At 44.1% G+C, this 16,758-nt stretch carries 15 protein-coding genes; 10 read left to right on the top strand and 5 right to left on the bottom strand.

Translation table 11 applies throughout. The features are described from left to right. Positions 1–170: 170 nt before the first annotated feature. The 6 genes from BM210_RS01585 (at position 171) to BM210_RS01560 (ending at position 6,469) form a co-directional block, all read left to right on the top strand. Positions 171–1,421 carry an S-layer homology domain-containing protein gene (locus BM210_RS01585; RefSeq protein ID WP_371263402.1) on the top strand — a complete coding sequence of 417 codons (1,251 nt, stop codon included), beginning with the start codon at positions 171–173 and terminating at the stop codon, positions 1,419–1,421. A gap of 194 nt (positions 1,422–1,615) precedes the next feature. Then, complete coding sequence (locus BM210_RS01580) at positions 1,616–1,999, top strand: hypothetical protein (RefSeq protein WP_091163813.1); 384 nt, start codon at positions 1,616–1,618, stop codon at positions 1,997–1,999. Positions 2,000–2,203: 204 nt separating this feature from the next. After that, positions 2,204–3,457 (top strand): threonine ammonia-lyase IlvA, encoded by a 1,254-nt coding sequence (gene ilvA, locus BM210_RS01575; protein WP_091163812.1) that lies wholly within the window; start codon positions 2,204–2,206, stop codon positions 3,455–3,457. 190 nt (positions 3,458–3,647) lie between these two features. Continuing rightward, positions 3,648–4,175, top strand: a complete 528-nt coding sequence (locus BM210_RS01570) for an NfeD family membrane protein (RefSeq protein WP_091163810.1) — start codon at positions 3,648–3,650, stop codon at positions 4,173–4,175. Positions 4,176–4,215: 40 nt separating this feature from the next. Further along, positions 4,216–5,805 carry a flotillin family protein gene (locus BM210_RS01565; protein ID WP_091163808.1) on the top strand — a complete coding sequence of 530 codons (1,590 nt, stop codon included), beginning with the start codon at positions 4,216–4,218 and terminating at the stop codon, positions 5,803–5,805. A gap of 91 nt (positions 5,806–5,896) precedes the next feature. Then, positions 5,897–6,469 carry a hypothetical protein gene (locus BM210_RS01560; protein WP_091163806.1) on the top strand — a complete coding sequence of 191 codons (573 nt, stop codon included), beginning with the start codon at positions 5,897–5,899 and terminating at the stop codon, positions 6,467–6,469. Positions 6,470–6,581: 112 nt separating this feature from the next. Here the strand turns inward: BM210_RS01560 and BM210_RS01555 are convergent, their stop codons facing one another. The 4 genes from BM210_RS01555 to BM210_RS01540 all read right to left on the bottom strand — a co-directional run bounded on the left by BM210_RS01555 (position 6,582) and on the right by BM210_RS01540 (position 11,247). After that, positions 6,582–7,196, bottom strand: a complete 615-nt coding sequence (locus BM210_RS01555) for a hypothetical protein (RefSeq protein ID WP_143100975.1) — start codon at positions 7,194–7,196, stop codon at positions 6,582–6,584. A 275-nt stretch (positions 7,197–7,471) separates the two neighbouring features. Then, positions 7,472–8,284: a VanW family protein gene (locus BM210_RS01550; RefSeq protein WP_091163803.1), complete on the bottom strand. Its 813-nt coding sequence runs from the start codon at positions 8,282–8,284 to the stop codon at positions 7,472–7,474. 170 nt (positions 8,285–8,454) lie between these two features. Next, positions 8,455–9,762 carry an aminotransferase class I/II-fold pyridoxal phosphate-dependent enzyme gene (locus BM210_RS01545; RefSeq protein WP_091163802.1) on the bottom strand — a complete coding sequence of 436 codons (1,308 nt, stop codon included), beginning with the start codon at positions 9,760–9,762 and terminating at the stop codon, positions 8,455–8,457. 102 nt (positions 9,763–9,864) lie between these two features. Beyond that, positions 9,865–11,247 (bottom strand): sulfatase family protein, encoded by a 1,383-nt coding sequence (locus tag BM210_RS01540; RefSeq protein ID WP_091163800.1) that lies wholly within the window; start codon positions 11,245–11,247, stop codon positions 9,865–9,867. 238 nt (positions 11,248–11,485) lie between these two features. On the opposite strand from BM210_RS01540, the gene BM210_RS01535 reads away from it, so the two are divergent. From BM210_RS01535 to kduI, 3 genes are all read left to right on the top strand, one after another. Next, positions 11,486–12,067 carry a TetR/AcrR family transcriptional regulator gene (locus BM210_RS01535; protein ID WP_091163799.1) on the top strand — a complete coding sequence of 194 codons (582 nt, stop codon included), beginning with the start codon at positions 11,486–11,488 and terminating at the stop codon, positions 12,065–12,067. A 24-nt stretch (positions 12,068–12,091) separates the two neighbouring features. Continuing rightward, complete coding sequence (locus BM210_RS01530) at positions 12,092–13,294, top strand: MFS transporter (RefSeq protein WP_091163797.1); 1,203 nt, start codon at positions 12,092–12,094, stop codon at positions 13,292–13,294. A gap of 215 nt (positions 13,295–13,509) precedes the next feature. Continuing rightward, positions 13,510–14,343: a 5-dehydro-4-deoxy-D-glucuronate isomerase gene (gene kduI, locus BM210_RS01525; protein ID WP_091163796.1), complete on the top strand. Its 834-nt coding sequence runs from the start codon at positions 13,510–13,512 to the stop codon at positions 14,341–14,343. 148 nt (positions 14,344–14,491) lie between these two features. Here kduI and BM210_RS01520 read toward each other — a convergent pair whose 3' ends face one another. Further along, positions 14,492–15,115, bottom strand: coding sequence for a pyridoxamine 5'-phosphate oxidase family protein (locus BM210_RS01520; RefSeq protein WP_091163794.1), 624 nt, complete (start codon positions 15,113–15,115; stop codon positions 14,492–14,494). A gap of 156 nt (positions 15,116–15,271) precedes the next feature. Here BM210_RS01520 and BM210_RS01515 point away from each other — a divergent pair, with 156 nt between their 5' ends. Further along, positions 15,272–16,753 (top strand): MocR-like pyridoxine biosynthesis transcription factor PdxR, encoded by a 1,482-nt coding sequence (locus BM210_RS01515; protein WP_091163792.1) that lies wholly within the window; start codon positions 15,272–15,274, stop codon positions 16,751–16,753. Positions 16,754–16,758 lie beyond the last annotated feature (5 nt).

Genomic DNA, 16,758 nt, shown 5'->3' with positions numbered 1-16,758 from the left:
AAGGCATGTCGTCCTAAGTTTACCATTTATATCCCGTTTGATCAAAATGACCCCCATAAACGTTTAAGCAGCGGCGAAACTTTTAGTAATTCCAAAGAACTCTTCGCGAAGGTTCGGATTCATTTTAAATAACCAATAACAACTAAATTATTGTTAAGAGGATGAGGAGAATGATGATGAATCATTTATTTAAGAAGGTATTAGTGACAGGTCTGACGCTGGCAATGGTAGTAGGCGGTTCTACTGCAGCATTTGCCGATAATAGCAAGGGTAAGGGCAACGATAAAGACAACGACCGTGATAAAGGGCGGGATAAGGTTCAAGCCGTTCAACCGATAAAAACGAATTACAACAGTAAGAATAATAAAATAGAAATCAAGCTGACCTTTGATGATGTTAAAGGCTCTGATGTTGAGTGGGCTATGCGTTATATCGCAAGTCTTGCATCCAAGCGTGTGTTTGAAGGGTATGAGGACGGTACCTTCCAGCCTCGTAAAACAATTACCCGTATTGAAGCGATCACAGCTGCGGTTCGGTTGATGGGACTAAGAGATCAAGCAGAATCGGCAGAGGCGATGCAGGCTAACCTGAATTTCAGCGATGCAGATAAAATTAAATCCAAATATGCATGGGCAACTGGTTATGTATCCGTAGCTCTGCAAAACGATTTGTTCGAAGAATCAGAAAATGCTGTACAGCCTGAGAAGGAAGCTGATCGTCTTTGGGCTACTACTTTATTGATTAAAGCATTGAAGCTGCAAAACGAAGCTAAAGCTAAAATGAACACGAAGCTTACCTTCAAGGATGCGAATAAAATCCCAGCAGGTTCTGTCGGTTATGTAGCCTTGGCTATTGAGAAAAAGCTGGTTGATGGCTATGAGGATAATACGTTCCGTCCAAACAATCCGGTGACACGTGCTGAATTGGCAGCGCTGCTGGACCGTACTGGCAGTCAATTGCCGGATAACACCTCGGTACGCGGTACTGTGAATGCAGCAGTAACTAATAATGTCCTGACACTCACTACAGATGGTCAATCGTACAGCGTTGAGCTGGATGCAACCGCTTATATATTCCGTAACGGAACAAGAGTTGCTGCATCCGAGCTAAGAGTAGGTGATTCGGTGCTGGTAAGAACCTATGGCGGCAAAGCGATCTTCATCGAGGTATTGAATGCCACTCAAGATCAACAAACAGACTTTACAGTGGTAGGCACATTGAACTCTTACACGCTGAATGCCAGCGGACAAATTGCGACGATTGCAATCAATCAGACCTTGAGCAGTGGATCGGTGCAAACAGCCGTCTACAACGCAGCAAGCAACCTGTCAATTCAGGGTGATATTTCCTTATTGACTGCTAATCGTGCAATTGAACTCAGAGGCAAAAACCAGGTCGTTCATACGATCGTAATTCGATAAAAGGATCCTTGGAGATCCAATAGAGAGTAACACAAAAGAGATGAAAAAGGTTGGTTTACCCAGGAATAGCCCTTTCGTTCAGGCATTAGTGCCGGATGAGAGGGTTATTCTATTTTTGGATGGGGCTAGGTTCATAGAACGCTGAAACGGGTAAAAACACATAATCAAATAACGTATACACGGAGGGGATCCATATGGCTACACGGCCTGAAGAAAGACCAACGACTGCTTTGTCGGAGGAGAAGGTAGTTGAATTTTTAATGGACATTCGTGATCGTGTGGACGCAGTTGAATTACTCAAATCCCAGCACGAGGATACGCACGAAGTCAGCTTTTATAAAGGTCAACTTACCGAGCTCAATCGGATTATCGAGAACAGCAAACTCTTTTTTAATATGGATGTGTTTGATCTCAACTATGCTCATAAAATGCTGGATTCCTATGAGCTCAGCCTTCAGGACGCATCAGGTAAAGGTTTTATGGCTATGGTAAAAGCATTTGATGTGAATCATGCGCAGCATAAGGCAATGCTTGATTACCCGGATTACAGCCTTGTGGAAGCTAGAAAAATACAGTAGATTGAACTTTTTCATACGGGTCAGATGATGGATACGCACCTCTACAGATAACCTGAAAGACATGCTTGCATACGGAATCGCTGCTATGAAAGCTTTTATAGCAGCGGTTTTTTTGCGTGTAAAGCTGCTATTTGCAAAAAGAAAACTATGGACAACCCGTCCTCGGGGTGTATAATTAGAAAAATGTATTCGGTGGAGGGTAATATGGACAATCAGACAATCAAGCTGGAAGACATCATCTTGGCAAGCCATTTGTTAAAGGATGTGGTGGTTCATACACCGCTACAAAGAAACTCCATTTTATCTGACAAATATAACTGTAACGTGTTCCTCAAGCGTGAGGATTTGCAAGTCGTTCGTTCCTTCAAAATTCGCGGTGCGTATAATCTGATGCGCAGTCTGCCCGAAGAAAAGCTGCGCATGGGCGTAGTTTGTGCCAGTGCCGGTAATCATGCGCAAGGCTTGGCTTATTCCTGCAAGGCGCTTGAGGTGCAAGGCAAAATCTTCATGCCAACAACGACGCCACGGCAAAAAATATCCCAGGTCAAGCTGTTCGGAGCTTCCTACGTGGAAGTGATCCTGATCGGAGACACCTTCGATGATTCTTTAAGGGAAGCGCTGCTGTACAGTGAGCGGGAGGGGATGCAGTTTGTCCATCCGTTTGATCATCTTAAGGTGATGGCGGGTCAAGGAACCGTAGGCCTCGAGCTGATGAACGACATGAAGGATCCAGTGGACTATGTATTTGCAGGTGTTGGCGGCGGCGGCTTGGTTGCAGGCGTGGGTACCTACATTAAGGCTATTAGTCCATCTACTCAGGTAATCGGTGTTGAAGCTACAGGTGCACCCTCTATGCGGCAATCTATCGATGAGGGCCAAATTGTTACATTAACGGAGATTGACAAGTTCGTTGATGGGACGGCGGTCAAGCGAGTAGGGGAGTTAACCTACGAGGTTTGCCAAAGGGTAGTGGACGATATTCTGGTCGTACCCGAAGGCAAGGTGTGTACGACGATTCTGGAACTGTATAATGAAAATGCGATTGTCGCCGAGCCGGCAGGTGCTTTGACGATTACGGCGCTGGAATTTTATCGAGAACAGATTGCCGGGAAAAATGTCGTTTGTATTATCAGTGGCGGCAATAATGATATCGACAGGATGCAGGAGATTAAGGAAAGATCGCTGATTTATGAGGGGCTGAAGCATTATTTTACCGTTCAGTTTCCACAGCGGGCAGGAGCCCTTAGGGAGTTTCTTGATGAGGTGCTAGGACCCAACGATGATATTACACGCTTTGAATATACGAAGAAAACAAGTAAAGAAAATGGTCCGGCGCTGGTCGGCATAGAGTTGAAAAATAAAGAGGACTATGAGCCCCTCATCGATCGTATGGAGAGCAGAGGGATTAAATATGTGGAGATTAATAAAAATCCTACCTTGTTTAATTTGCTAATTTGATGTTCAAATGAATATAAATCTACAAGCCTTCCCGGACTAAGACCCTGGAAGGCTTTTCTTTATGTTGTCTAAACCTGACATGGGGGGGTGGTTTCGTGTATAATATATGATAAGCACAGAATCATACTTGACTATTTGCCCTTAATTAATTTAACAACTGGAGCTAATACCGATAGGAGAGGATGTCGCCATGTTAATTGTGTATTGGAATTGTTTAATATTTGGAATCGCTTTTGCCGTGATAACGCTTGTGATCGGCGAAGTGATTGGCCACTGGCTGGATAGTGCTGCGGCTGCATTGCATCTTGATCATTTTGACTTTTTGCAACCGATTGTGATTGTCGGGGGCATCACCACATTTGGCGCGGCAGGTGTCATTTTTCACAAATATACACTGCTTGATGTCACGCTGATAGCTGTTTTAGCGGTACTTATCGCAATTGTACTGTCGGCTTTAATTTACATTTTCTTTGTGCGAAATATGAGTAAGGCCGAGCATTCCATCGGACATTCGGTCGGTGATTTGGTTGGCAGGGCAGCTGAGGTTTCGGTTACGATCCCGACGCTTGGCTATGGAGAAATCATTATTCATACGAACTCTGGCACATCCAACTATCCGGCAGTTAGCTTCGAAGGCTTGCAAATTAAGCAGGGTCAAAAGGTAGTAATCGTTGAGTTAAGAGGCCGAGATTTTGCGGTAACCGAGCTTAATATTTAAATCATTATTAAATGGAAAAGGTGGGATTTTATTGTCGTCTATGGCTAACTATGAATACTTAACAATTCCTGTATTATTGATTGCTGTTCTTGTTATTCTTGGATTGGCATTTTGGTCGCGGTATAAAACTGTCAGCCCAGATAAAGCAATGATCATCACAGGCTCCTTTTTAGGCTCCAAAAATGTAATGAATGACGAAACTGACCGTAAATTAAAAATCATTCGTGGTGGCGGTGCCTTCATCCTGCCCGTATTCCAGCAGGCACAGTTTATTTCACTTTTGTCACACAAACTGGATATCGCGACGCCTGAGGTGTATACAGAGCAGGGTGTACCGGTACTTGCTAACGGTGTCGCCATCATCAAGGTTGGCGGATCTATCGAGGACGTTGCGACTGCTACAGAGCAATTTCTCGGCAAAAGTGATGAGGAGCTTCGAGGCGAAGCGCAAGAGGTACTGGAAGGGCATCTTCGGGCGATTCTCGGCAGCATGACGGTTGAGGATATTTATAAAAACCGGGATATTTTTGCTCAAAAGGTTCAAGAGGTTTCGGCAATCGATCTACGTAAAATGGGATTGCAAATCGTTTCCTTTACCATCAAGGATTTGCGTGACAATAACGGATATCTCGATGCATTGGGTAAACCGCGGATTGCTGCAGTTAAGCGTGACGCGGATATTGCCCAAGCCCAAGCTTCGCGTGATGCACGGATCCAAAAGGCCAATGCCGAGGAGCAAAGCCAGAAGGCTGAGCTTGCCCGTGACACGAATATTGCTGAGTCGGAAAAGGATAAGCAGCTGAAGATTGCTTCATTTAAGAAGGAGCAAGACGTAGCTAAGGCGGAGGCCGATCAGGCTTATGGTATACAAGAAGCAAAGTCGAAGCAAATTATTGTAGAAGAGCAGATGAAGGTAGAGCTTGTTCGTAAAGAGCGGGAAATCGATCTGGAAACCAAAGAAATATTGCGGCGTGAAAAACAATACGATTCCGAGGTCAAGAAAAAAGCGGATGCAGACCGTTATGCGATTGAACAGGCGGCAGAAGCCGATAAATCCCGGCGGATGCGTGAAGCGGATGCTAGACAGTACCAGATCGAGGCTGAAGCTAAGGCCAACGCTGAGCAGGTACGTATTTCAGGGATCGCTATTGCAGAAGCTGGCTTGGCTAAGGGTAATTCCGAAGCTAACGTTGAACGTGCCAAAGGTATCGCACACGCGGAGGTTATCCGTCTTCAAGGGTTTGCAGAAGCGGAGGCTAAGGAAAAGCTTGCCGAAGCGTATGCGAAATTCGGTGAAGCAGCTGTCTTGGATATCATCGTCAAGATGCTGCCTGAGCTGGCGGCCAAAATCGCTGAGCCAATGTCGCATATCGATAAGCTGACTATTGTTGATGCCGGTGGTAATGGCGGTGGTGCAACAAAGGTCAGTAAATATGTAACTGAATTGATGGCTACGGCTCCGGACATGCTGAAAAGCGTGTCAGGTATTGATCTGGAGGAGCTTGTCAAAGGGCTGACCAATCGGTTAGCACCTGCGAGTCCTAAAGAAGTGCAGCCTGCACACAGCAAGATCGATCCAAGCAAACTAATCAATTTGGACTTAAATGCAGCATCTTCCGAAGATAAATAAGGAAATCAACTGTAAATTAAACATGTATTTTTACAAGAGCCATCCAGGTTCGAGTCAACTGGGTGGCTTTTTTTAAGGAGGTCGAGTTAAATTGTTATCAGAGCAGGTCAAACAATATTTGAATTTATCATCCCAACTGCGTCCTGCATATATCCCAAGCCTGGGAAGCAATAAGGAAGTGGCTAGCAGTATCAATGAGATCCTACCGGAGGTGCCTCCATTGTTAAAGGCATTATATGATGGGATAGCCGGAACCCGGAGAGATGCAGAGGATCAAACACTGATGGACTTTATACCGGGCTATCGGCTCATTCATCTTGATGAATACCGGCAAGAGATGCAGCAGTTATCTGAATTATTGATCGACAGGAAGCAGGAGAACGGCGAGCTTGTGCTGCCTTTGTTAACAAACTATGCAAGTGATTATATTTGCTACCATAGATCGAAAGAGGGCGTAGAACAAATATGTGATTTGTTGTTAGCCGATCACGGTGATCTGGAAGTTCTTCACGCTTCACCTGAAAAGTTTATGGAAACCCTTTGTGCATTTTATGAGCAAAACGTGTACTATTTGGATGACGAAGGTTATCTTGATTATGACTTGGTAAGGGAAGGCGAAGTGGGCGCAGTTCTGAATCCTGATGTTGCTTATTGGTCATCTTGAGGAATATGTGCAAGGATCAAATATGATGCTGCACAGGGTATAAGGCAAGAAAAATGGATAGAGTATTCAGGAGATCCTGATTCTCTATCCATTTTGTTTATCGTTTCCAATTTCAGGTGGGGAGATCGTTAGCAGCGGCTTCTTTTGCTGTGTTGTCGTCTGAAGGTTTGCTCACTTCTTTGAGCTTCTCTGTCGTTGACTGTGTCATTTCACTGATTCGTTTTTCAATATCAGCGATTCCTTTGTTCAAATTCGATACCTTCTCGCGTTTTCCTGTTGCTGGAAGGTTAGATAAAGATCGAGCCTCATCCGCTTTAATTTCATTTTTCAAAATCCGTGTTTCGCTTTGCATATAGTTTTTCTGGGCAGACAGTTTTTGAATTTGATCCAGATTTCCGGCCAGGCTCGCAATGTTATGCAGTTGATCAGCCTGTTCTTCAGTATCCGTTTTCGTTTCAGCAGCTACTGCCTTTGCATGTTTCTTGCTTTCTTCATCGAGCCCTAATGCTTTTTGCTGATCGTCTATTTGTTGTTGACTAATTTGTTGATCCAAGGAACGGAGCTGCTGATCAATTTCCTTAATCTGGTCCTTGATCGTATCTAATTGACCGCCATCTTTCAAAGTTTTTTCCACTAATTTATTTTTGTTCTCCAGCAGGTTTTCCTTTTGTTTGATTAAGGCTTCAATCATCGCATTTTTTTTGAAAGTATCGTTTTTTGCAAACATGTTGCGTGCCCCTTCACTAATAGACACGGAGTCATCTTTGTCAGCTTTCTTAATGGACAATTTACTGTTGTCAAATACTTTTATCCCAGCGTGAGAGCTCTGGGTTATAGCTCGTGATGAAAAAGAAACTTGCACGTAACTCACTCCTTTCTCCTAAATATAGGTAAATGATGGACGTTACAATTCCACCTCAATGATATATCGGTTACAAATCAAAATTTTGTATATATGGCTCTTTATATGTCTGAATCTCCAGTAAGAAGTGAAAGTACGAATCAATTTCCTGCCTGCAGCATAGGTTCGTACATCATAATAGCATGATTTTCTGTAATCATTTCATCATCTATGAGTTCATTTTCGATATTGTACACTTTCCTGTATATATGGTTATGTCTGACATAACCACCCCAAAACTCACGGGTTATCCAATGTTCTTTCTCATAAACTTCGTATGATTGGGTTGGTGGAAGCTCGGCTTTCCATTCTCCGACCAAATGAGTATCCGTTAAATCAATAACCAATTGATAATGCTGATTCGTCTCATTCTTGATTTGCAAATCAAGGTAGTTATAGGCACATGTGGCTCCACTTCCAAAAGGTTGGCTTCTTTGGGAATCAGGAAATACATCGTAGCTGTGACGATACCTTTCCGTAACGGTTAAAGGGGAATGTAAAGTCATCCAGTATATCAAATTGGATAATTGGCATAAACCTCCGCCGATTCCCGTTGTAACCTTTCCATAGAACAATATCATGCCATCCACATAACCTTTTCTTCTAGAGGTATTGCCAATTAATCGCCAATAAGAAAAGGTCTCTCCCGGTTTTATAACGAGACGATTTAGTGTATTCGAAGCAATTCTAAGGTTCTTTACTTTATTATGCTGCAGCCACATATCTACGTTTTTTAATTCACGGAGCAAGGGGGTCTTATGTTGGAAAATGGTATAGGGCAGCAGTGTCTTATCTTTAGTCGCAGCATATTTGGTTTTACCCAAATACCATTCCAAATAGCGCTTGCAGCGGTAATATTTTTTACCCAGATATATCCTGAGCGGGCTTCTTTTTATAGGCTGCAATGATACCATTATGCTCTAGACCTCCTCACTTCCATAATTACTGCATATTAGAAAATCGAACAAGCCTGTGTATACAAAGAAAATGAGCATCGCAAAGAGTGGATTACACTTTACGCTGCTCATCTAGTTGTTGAACAAATAGTCACTTTGCATTAGTTATTCAGCTTGTGGATATACGTTTACTTGGCTGATGCCTTTTCCAAATCCTGAACTCCGCGGAAAATGGAATCAAACAGCTCTTCCAGATTAACTTCTTCGATGCACGAGAAGGCAACACGCAGATCCGTTTCGCCCAAAGCAATCGTTCCGATCCCGTATTCATTCAGCAGGTGAACGCGAAGGGTTTCGGCATCAACAGTTTTCAGCTTAAGGCACATAAAGTAACCTGAGTTGAACGGGTAATAGTCCCAGCTTGCTGTATATTTGCCTGTATCGAGAATACTTTTGACCTTGTTGGCGCGGCCTTTCATGATGGCTGCTTTTTCCTGCTTTTGCTCTTTGAATTCAGGAGCGTTCAAAGCATGCAGCACGAACGTTTGCGATGGATGAGGACCGCTGGAAATGGTAGCACGGATGATACCGAGTGTTTTTTGCTCCAACGCAGCCAGCATAGAGTCGCTGAGTCCGGCATAGGTGATGAAGCCTACACGGAAGCCCCACACGAATTCTTCCTTGGTCGCTCCATCAATCTTGATGGATAATACACGAGGATGCAGACCTGCAAGCTGACCTGCCAACGATTCCTGCATGGAATCTTCAAAGAATAGGCCGAAGTAAGCGTCATCGGTGACAGCAACGACATTAATTCCAGCTTCTGCCGCTTCTTTGATGACAGCAACGATTTGTTTGCCTTCCTCAGCACCAGGCGTATAACCTGTTGGGTTATTCGGGAAATTCAAGAGCACGACTGCTTTGCCTTTATCCTTCTGAGCGAGTAAAGCTTCACGCAAACCTTCAGCGTTAAAGCGGCGTTCACTATTATACAGCGGATAATTCAAAATATCGGCTCCTCGGCGAATCCCGAAGGTTAGCTCGTAGTTTTCCCAATTTTTATCGGGAATAATGACGGTATCGCCAGCCTCGGTAAACAGATCAGCTACGATGCTTAAGCCATGGGTTAGCGCATTCGTGACGACCGGATTGCCCAGACCTTTATCGGTTAAGGAAGGATTCTCTTCAAGCATTTTTTTGCGCCATGCGGTACGAAGCTCTGGCTTACCGGCAGGTGGAGCATACTCATAAAGATCCTTTGGATTATATGCGGATAATGTATCCTGAATAACCTTGAGATGCATCGGCTTTCCGTTTTCGAGTGCGGTACCGATTGTGGCATTAAAGGTTGTTGCTTTTACCTTGGCTTCAGCTGATTGGCTCAAAATGCCCACCTTTGGAAAATATATTTCTTTTCCCAGATTGGAAAGCATTTCATACACATGCGTATTTTCATTCGCAATCGTATTGTTGAGCTGTTGAGCAAGAGGGTTCATTGAAGTTTCATCCTTCCGTCTTCCATATGGGATTACCTAAATAGTTCGGCAATATTATACCATTTTAAGAACGATGAGTCACGGTTTGATTTGAATACACTTTTACTCGAATATTTCATACTCACGTACTTTTCTTTGACCATACGCGGCAGCAGGAGCTGCGTCAATGATCGGTGCGGCTTCTCCAGCTTCGACCATACGGCGAATTAGCGTTTCGCGCAGCTGATCCGCAACTTTGCGATGGGAGTCCATTCCGACCAAATTGGAGAGTTCGTAAGGGTCCGCGTAGAGGTCATACAGAAATTCCTCGATATATCGCTCAGAGGATGCAGTTTGAACGGGATCACCTTTTATTAGGGAAGTGACGCTGTATTTCCAGCGTTGCGTACGGATAGCCCGTCCTGTTTGTGACTCGCTGATTTGCACAAATACTTCTGCGGGCCATTCCGGGCGGTTGTCTCGGCTATTATACAGTAAAGGGACGACGGATCTACCCTGCATATGGTCGGGAACCTCAATCCCAGCTGCATCGAGCAGGGTAGGCACGAAATCAACGAGGCTGACCAGCTCTCTTACGCTGCCGCCACCTGTAAATTGTGACCCGTATAAGGCGCTCGGCACACGGATTGAGCTTTCATGGCAGGAGCGTTTGTACTCGGAATTACGTGTCTTGAAATGCGAACCGTGGTCGGACGTAAACAAAATAATGGTATCCTCAGTCAAGTGCAGACTGCGCAGTGCATCTCTGATTCTTCCAAGCCCTTCATCGAGCCGTTTGACCATTCCGTAATAGCCGCCCAGGTGCTGATGGGCAGTTCCTCCAAGAGCGGCCAGATCGGGCGGGACCCACCGTGATGTATACATATCCCTGTACACATCGGGTGCGGGATAATCATCACGATGGTTCTGATGATGCGGCTCCAGGTAGGACAGAAACAGAAAAAACGGCTTGTCCTTGCGGTCGTCGATAAAGCGGACGGCCGCATCAGTCAGCGCATCGACGCGGTAACCTGGGAGCTTGACCGGCTGGTTGTTATTGTCGTATAGCAGCGTTTCATAAGCATCGGACGTATGCTCCAATGCATCAGCAGCAAGCCAATACTTGTAGCCTCCGCGTAAATGCTCGGGTACCGGCTGATCGCGGGTTACGGCTAGATGCCATTTGCCGATATAGCCGGTGTCATAACCGGCATCGTTAAAATACCCCGCCAACGTGGGCAGCTCTTGAGGAAGCGGAATGCCATTCCTGTAGCAGCCTGTCGAGGTGGCATACAATCCGGTTTGGAGGCAGGACCGCGCCGGTCCACAGACTGGCTGGCAAGTGAAAGCATGCTCCAGATGGGTTCCCTGGCGTGCCATTTGATCGAAATTCGGTGTTAGCCCAAGCGGATTTCCATGGACACCAGTCGTATCCCAGCGCTGTTGATCGGTAAAAAACACGATGACATTGGGCTGCTTGCGTTGAAGCTTGGCGGAAGAGTTCATGAAAGAATCGTCACTCCTTAATCGAGTTATATGGATAAATAATGTAAGATGCTCGTGATGTATGCTGCATGAATACTATATATGTTAAGCCTTAACCGCTAACCTTTCAATCCGGTTGTGGAAATTTCATCCACAAAGTGTCTTTGAGCAAAAATGAGACGAAACGACTGACATTGCATTAAAAAATTAAATTTGATAATATAACTGACGAACGTTCGTTAGTATCGAGGTGATTTTAATGAAAAGTAAAGAAATTAAAGACATCGCTTTAAAATTATTCACCATTCATGGGTATGAGGGAGCATCTCTGTCTCAAATTGCCGAGAATGTTGGTATGAGAAAACAGTCTCTTTATGCTCATTTCAAAGGGAAAGATGATCTATTTCTACAAGTTTTACAAGATGCCAAAGAGACAGAAATCTCATCGAAGTTAAAATATTTGAGTAGAGTGGATACCCAAAATCCCAAAGCAGATTTATTTGGTTATCTGCAATTGGTAATTGATTTATTTCAACAGAGCGAGCAGTTAAAGTTTTGGCTCCGTATGTCTTTTTTTCCACCTCTCCATCTGGCAACAGCAATTAATGAGGAAGTAATTGATACGGAAAAAAAGATTCAAACCGTACTAGAAAGCAAATTTCAAGATTGGATCGATGCCAAAGTCATCATGGCAGATGCAGCCTTCATCCCTACTCTTGCCTTCTTAGGTGTAGTTGATTCAATCATGTTAGAGCTTGCATATGGGAATAATGAAAAACGTTTAAACGATAAATATCATGCCTCATGGACCGTATTTTGGAGAGGGATTTCACAGCTATGATTTTACAGAGAGAGGTATTGCTTCATGAAGAAACCATTGAAAGAACAAAAAACAGTGTTACTCATTCTATTGAGTAATATATTCATTGTTTTTCTAGGCGTCGGACTTATCGTCCCTGTTATGCCATCCTTTATGAATATTATGCATTTATCAGGCCAAACGATGGGTTATCTTGTAGCGGCCTTTGCGTTTGCACAATTACTCATGTCTCCCCTGGCAGGACGATGGATTGACACTTATGGCAGGAAAAAGATGATCATAATCGGCTTATTCATCTTCAGCGTATCCGAGTTGATCTTTGGTATAGGTACACATGTATCCGTTCTTTATTTATCCAGAGTTCTAGGAGGCATTAGTAGTGCATTTATTATGCCAGCCGTTACTGCCTTTGTTGCAGATATTACCTCAATAGAGGAAAGGCCCAAAGCGATGGGCTATATTTCTGCCGCTATTAGTATCGGTTTTATAATTGGCCCAGGTATCGGAGGTTTTATTGCTGAGCTGGGTGTGCGTGCCCCATTCTACTTTGCTGCTGGCTTTGCATTGATAACCTGTATTTCATCCCTATTTATTTTAAAAGAGCCACTAACCAAACAGCAGCTTTTGGAAACCATTCAGCTTAAAAAAGATACCAACTTTGTAAGTGATCTCAAACGATCATTTCATCCATTATACATTATTGCCTTTATTATTGTGTTTGTACTGGCCTTTGGTTTATCAGCATATGAAACTGTATTTAGTTTGTATTCTGATCATAAATTTGGTTTTACTCCACGAGATATTGCTACCATTATTACAATAAGTTCAATCTTCGGAGTTGTAGTTCAGGTCTTTATGTTTGGTAGCATGGTAGATAAACTCGGTGAAAAGAAACTCATTCAGATATGCTTAATTGCTGGCGTAGTATTAGCGGTAGCATCCACCATGATCTCTAGCTATTTAGCTATTTTGTTAATCACTTGCTTCATCTTTCTCGCATTTGACTTGCTACGACCAGCATTAACGACCTATTTATCAAAAACTGCCGAAAAAGAACAAGGATTTATTGCTGGAATGAACTCAACATATACAAGCTTAGGCAATATCGTCGGGCCCGCGTTAGGCGGTATATTTTTTGATGTAAACATTAACTATCCGTATCTCTTTGCTGCTGTCATTTTGTTTATTGGTCTTGTCATTACAATGATGTGGAAAGAACAACAATCAGCTGGCAGCTTGGCAAAATAATGTGAAGGGAATGGTAAGGTTCACACAAAGCAAAAACAGCTCGCCCTCTAATGGGGAAGCGGTTTTATTCAATGCTGTGGCGAGACTAAGTAATTTATGATACCATAGACAGGTGTGCGGCTCACTGCCGTGTAGCAAAATGAAACGTTTTAATATTGAAAGTATCGATGAATGACCTTAATCCAGTACTTATTTTTGAGGAGGCAATTGTTACAATGGAAATTCGCTACGCAACGAATCCAACGGAAACAAAAACGTATGATACGGCAAGACTGAGAAGTGAGTTTTTGATCGAGGAGCTATTTGCTCCCGGCAAGCTGAATATGGTATACAGCCATGTGGATCGTTTTATTACGGGTGGAGCTGTTCCGGTATCCGAGTCCATTAAACTTGAAGCGGACAAGCACGATATGGGAGCCGAGTATTTTCTAGAGCGCCGTGAAATCGGTATCATTAATGTGGGTCCTAAAGGCTCGGTAATTGTTGATGGTACGGAGTATGAATTGGATAGCAAGGACGGACTTTACATAGGTCTGGGCAACAAAGAAGTTATTTTTAAAAGCGCTGATTCCGCGAATCCGGCACGCTTCTACTTTAACTCCACACCTGCTCATAAAAATTACCCGACCGAGAAAATCGAAATCAGCAAAGCTGAGCCTGCTCATCTGGGTTCCATCACTTCCTCCAATGAGCGTACGATTTACAAGTACATTCATTTGAATGGTGTGCAAAGCTGTCAATTGGTAATGGGTATGACGTTGTTGAAGCCGGGCAATATGTGGAATACAATGCCTTGTCACACGCATAACCGCCGCTCTGAGGTATATTTCTATTTTGATATGCCAGAAGACGGTCTTGTATTCCATATGATGGGTGAGCCTACCGAAACTCGTCATCTTGTTGTTCGCAATGAGCAGTCAGTTATTTCCCCAAGCTGGTCGATCCATTCCGGAGTGGGCACAAATAACTACACATTTATTTGGGCAATGGCTGGCGAAAACCAAGAGTTTACCGATATGGATATGGTAGCTCCCCAGGATTTGAGATAATTTCTCTCACCGATAAAGCCAGTGCTTCAGAATCATGTAAAATCAAAAGTCTGCAGGCTGCATGCTCTGCGGACTTTTTGGCGTATTATGAAGGAAACAATAAGCGAGGTTCGATTCGAGGAATGACTGATATCCTATATGGTTTCGTCTAAGGCTGCTGCCGATGATGTGGACAATAAGCTTTCATAAGCGCTGCAGTTTCTGCATCCAGCTCTAGGTTTCTTTCTACGAGTCCTTCGGTAATACGTTCCATACGGTCTTCCTGCATATTTTGACCGAATTTATACTTGGCAGACATCTCGGAAATATCGATCCGTACAACGGAAGTCGCTTTAAGTTGAGGAATGTAATCCACATCCAGTGGATCAATCTGCTTATAGCCCCCTTCGCTTTGCAGCTTCTGCATAAAAGCGCCAAGCGCCGCAGCTTTTTGCTTCAGGTCTACAACGAGCTCGGCATGTCCCTTGATGAGCACAGATTTAAAAAATGCAGTAGCCGGACAAGCGAGCTTGGGATCTGACCAGTAGGAAGGAATAATCGCATACTCTTTGGCAACAGAGAAGGTGACTCGGTTATCTGATTTTAGATTTTTCATTTTTTGTCCGGCATGGCTGCCATGGAAATAAAGACAACCTTCGTAATAAACGAAGTTTAAAGGAGTCAGCTGCGGCCAGCCATCTTCGCCAATCGAACCTAACACCCCAAAGCTAACCTCATGCATAAAGTTCAGCGTTTCCTCTTGATCCATCACTTCAAATTCTTTCCTTCTCATGGGTACGACCTCCTTGAATCTGTTTGATCATGAGCTTAACGCACTTATTGACAAATATTAAGCTCCAATTTAGAGTGAAATGATTGTACCAATATCATTATCCATTAGAAATTTAGCGATACCGTTTCTTTATTCCAATTAAGAGGAGTCCTCGGTATGCATTTTCAAATTCCGTATCATCTATATCGCTCCAAGTATCCTACGAAGCTGTTGGCTTTGTATCATTCCTTAAGAGATTCAATCCTAGATGGGGTGCTTTCTTTCGAGACACGGCTTCCTTCGAGCAGGGAGCTGGCAGCTATATACGGATTGTCCAGAGGAACGGTCAACGTGGTTTACGATATGCTGAATTCGGAAGGTTACCTGCGAAGTGAAATCGGGCGTGGGACCTTCGTATCTATCCACTATGAACAACGATCTGCTCCAGATCGGCCAAGTAAAGTTTATGTGCTGTCAGCATGGGGAAAGCGGCTTATGGAGCAGACAACAGGAGATGTCTCGTATTTATTACCAGCAGCGGCGGTCAAGCAAGTTGATTTTCATCGGTTCGCACCGGATATCGGATTATTTCCTCAAGAAGAATGGAACCGTTATCTACATGCTACAGCCAAGGAATTAACCGGACAAGGTATCCTACCACGTGCTGATGTACAGGGGGATTACGAATTACGGAACAACATTGCTCAATATGTACGTAGAGCCCGTGGAATCGAAGGTCATCCTTCCCAAATTGTACTATTCAACGGTTCCATGCAGGCTATTGCTCTGACGGTTCAGCTATTGGTAAACCCGGGAGATTCGGTCATTATAGAAAATCCGGGCTACATGGGAATTCGACGAGCCGTGCATACGGCTGGAGGGTTGATCAAGCCGGTTCCTATCGATGGGCAAGGGATCATTCCGGGTGATTGGAATGCGAAGCTGTTGTTTGTTACACCAAGCCGCCAGTTTCCTACAGGCGTTGTCTTAAGCATGGAACGGAGGCAGCAGCTTTTAAAATGGGCCTATGAGCAGGATGCCATTATTATCGAGGACGATTATGACAGCGAATTCCGTCATCGAGGCAAATCATTGGAGCCCTTAAAGGTTCTGGATCGGGAAGATCGGGTTATCTTTATAGGCAGTTTTAGCAAAACGCTGCTGACCGGCGTTCGGATTGGTTATGCTGTTCTTCCTGCTTCATTGGTAGAACCCATACGTAAAGCGAAGGCTTTATTTGAACCGCAGACAACCGGACTGCTGGAGCAGCGAACGCTTGCAGCGTTTATGGGGAGCGGCAGCTATGAACGTCATTTGCGCAGAATGAAGCGTACTTACAGTCGAAAGTTCGAATGCCTGCAAAAGTGGCTGAATATGCTGCTGTCCAAACTATTTGCCTGGGTTGAGGGGGATGCAGGACTGCACATCTTTGGATGGTGGTTAGGTACTGAAATTGCCTATATCGAGTTTCGTGATCAATGCGCTTTTGCAGGAATACGTTGGTCAGAAGTTGCGTTGCCTATATCGTTGGCAGAAGCATCGGCAGGGGCAGATAGAGTCAAGTATGGAGCATATTTTAACTTCCCCCATTTGTCAGAAGAGGATATCGAGTATGCAATCAAGAGGATGGAGGAGGTATGGAAGTCGATACAGCGATAGCAGGA

This window comes from Paenibacillus sp. 1_12 (assembly GCF_900114475.1).
Lineage (GTDB): Bacteria > Bacillota > Bacilli > Paenibacillales > NBRC-103111 > Paenibacillus_S.
The sequence above is the reverse complement of the archived record's forward strand: the minus strand, read 5'-3'. Positions and strand labels throughout refer to the sequence as shown.

Excerpts from the sequence above, each read along its gene's own strand:
- BM210_RS01585 (WP_371263402.1), top strand. The coding sequence starts at position 171 with ATGATGATGAATCATTTATTTAAGAAGGTATTAGTGACAGGTCTGACG.
- BM210_RS01580 (WP_091163813.1), top strand. The coding sequence starts at position 1,616 with ATGGCTACACGGCCTGAAGAAAGACCAACGACTGCTTTGTCGGAGGAG.
- ilvA (WP_091163812.1), top strand. The coding sequence starts at position 2,204 with ATGGACAATCAGACAATCAAGCTGGAAGACATCATCTTGGCAAGCCAT.
- BM210_RS01570 (WP_091163810.1), top strand. The coding sequence starts at position 3,648 with ATGTTAATTGTGTATTGGAATTGTTTAATATTTGGAATCGCTTTTGCC.
- BM210_RS01565 (WP_091163808.1), top strand. The coding sequence starts at position 4,216 with ATGGCTAACTATGAATACTTAACAATTCCTGTATTATTGATTGCTGTT.
- BM210_RS01555 (WP_143100975.1), bottom strand. The coding sequence starts at position 7,196 with ATGTTTGCAAAAAACGATACTTTCAAAAAAAATGCGATGATTGAAGCC.
- BM210_RS01550 (WP_091163803.1), bottom strand. The coding sequence starts at position 8,284 with ATGGTATCATTGCAGCCTATAAAAAGAAGCCCGCTCAGGATATATCTG.
- BM210_RS01545 (WP_091163802.1), bottom strand. The coding sequence starts at position 9,762 with ATGAACCCTCTTGCTCAACAGCTCAACAATACGATTGCGAATGAAAAT.
- BM210_RS01540 (WP_091163800.1), bottom strand. The coding sequence starts at position 11,247 with ATGAACTCTTCCGCCAAGCTTCAACGCAAGCAGCCCAATGTCATCGTG.
- BM210_RS01535 (WP_091163799.1), top strand. The coding sequence starts at position 11,486 with ATGAAAAGTAAAGAAATTAAAGACATCGCTTTAAAATTATTCACCATT.
- BM210_RS01530 (WP_091163797.1), top strand. The coding sequence starts at position 12,092 with ATGAAGAAACCATTGAAAGAACAAAAAACAGTGTTACTCATTCTATTG.
- kduI (WP_091163796.1), top strand. The coding sequence starts at position 13,510 with ATGGAAATTCGCTACGCAACGAATCCAACGGAAACAAAAACGTATGAT.
- BM210_RS01520 (WP_091163794.1), bottom strand. The coding sequence starts at position 15,115 with ATGAGAAGGAAAGAATTTGAAGTGATGGATCAAGAGGAAACGCTGAAC.
- BM210_RS01515 (WP_091163792.1), top strand. The coding sequence starts at position 15,272 with ATGCATTTTCAAATTCCGTATCATCTATATCGCTCCAAGTATCCTACG.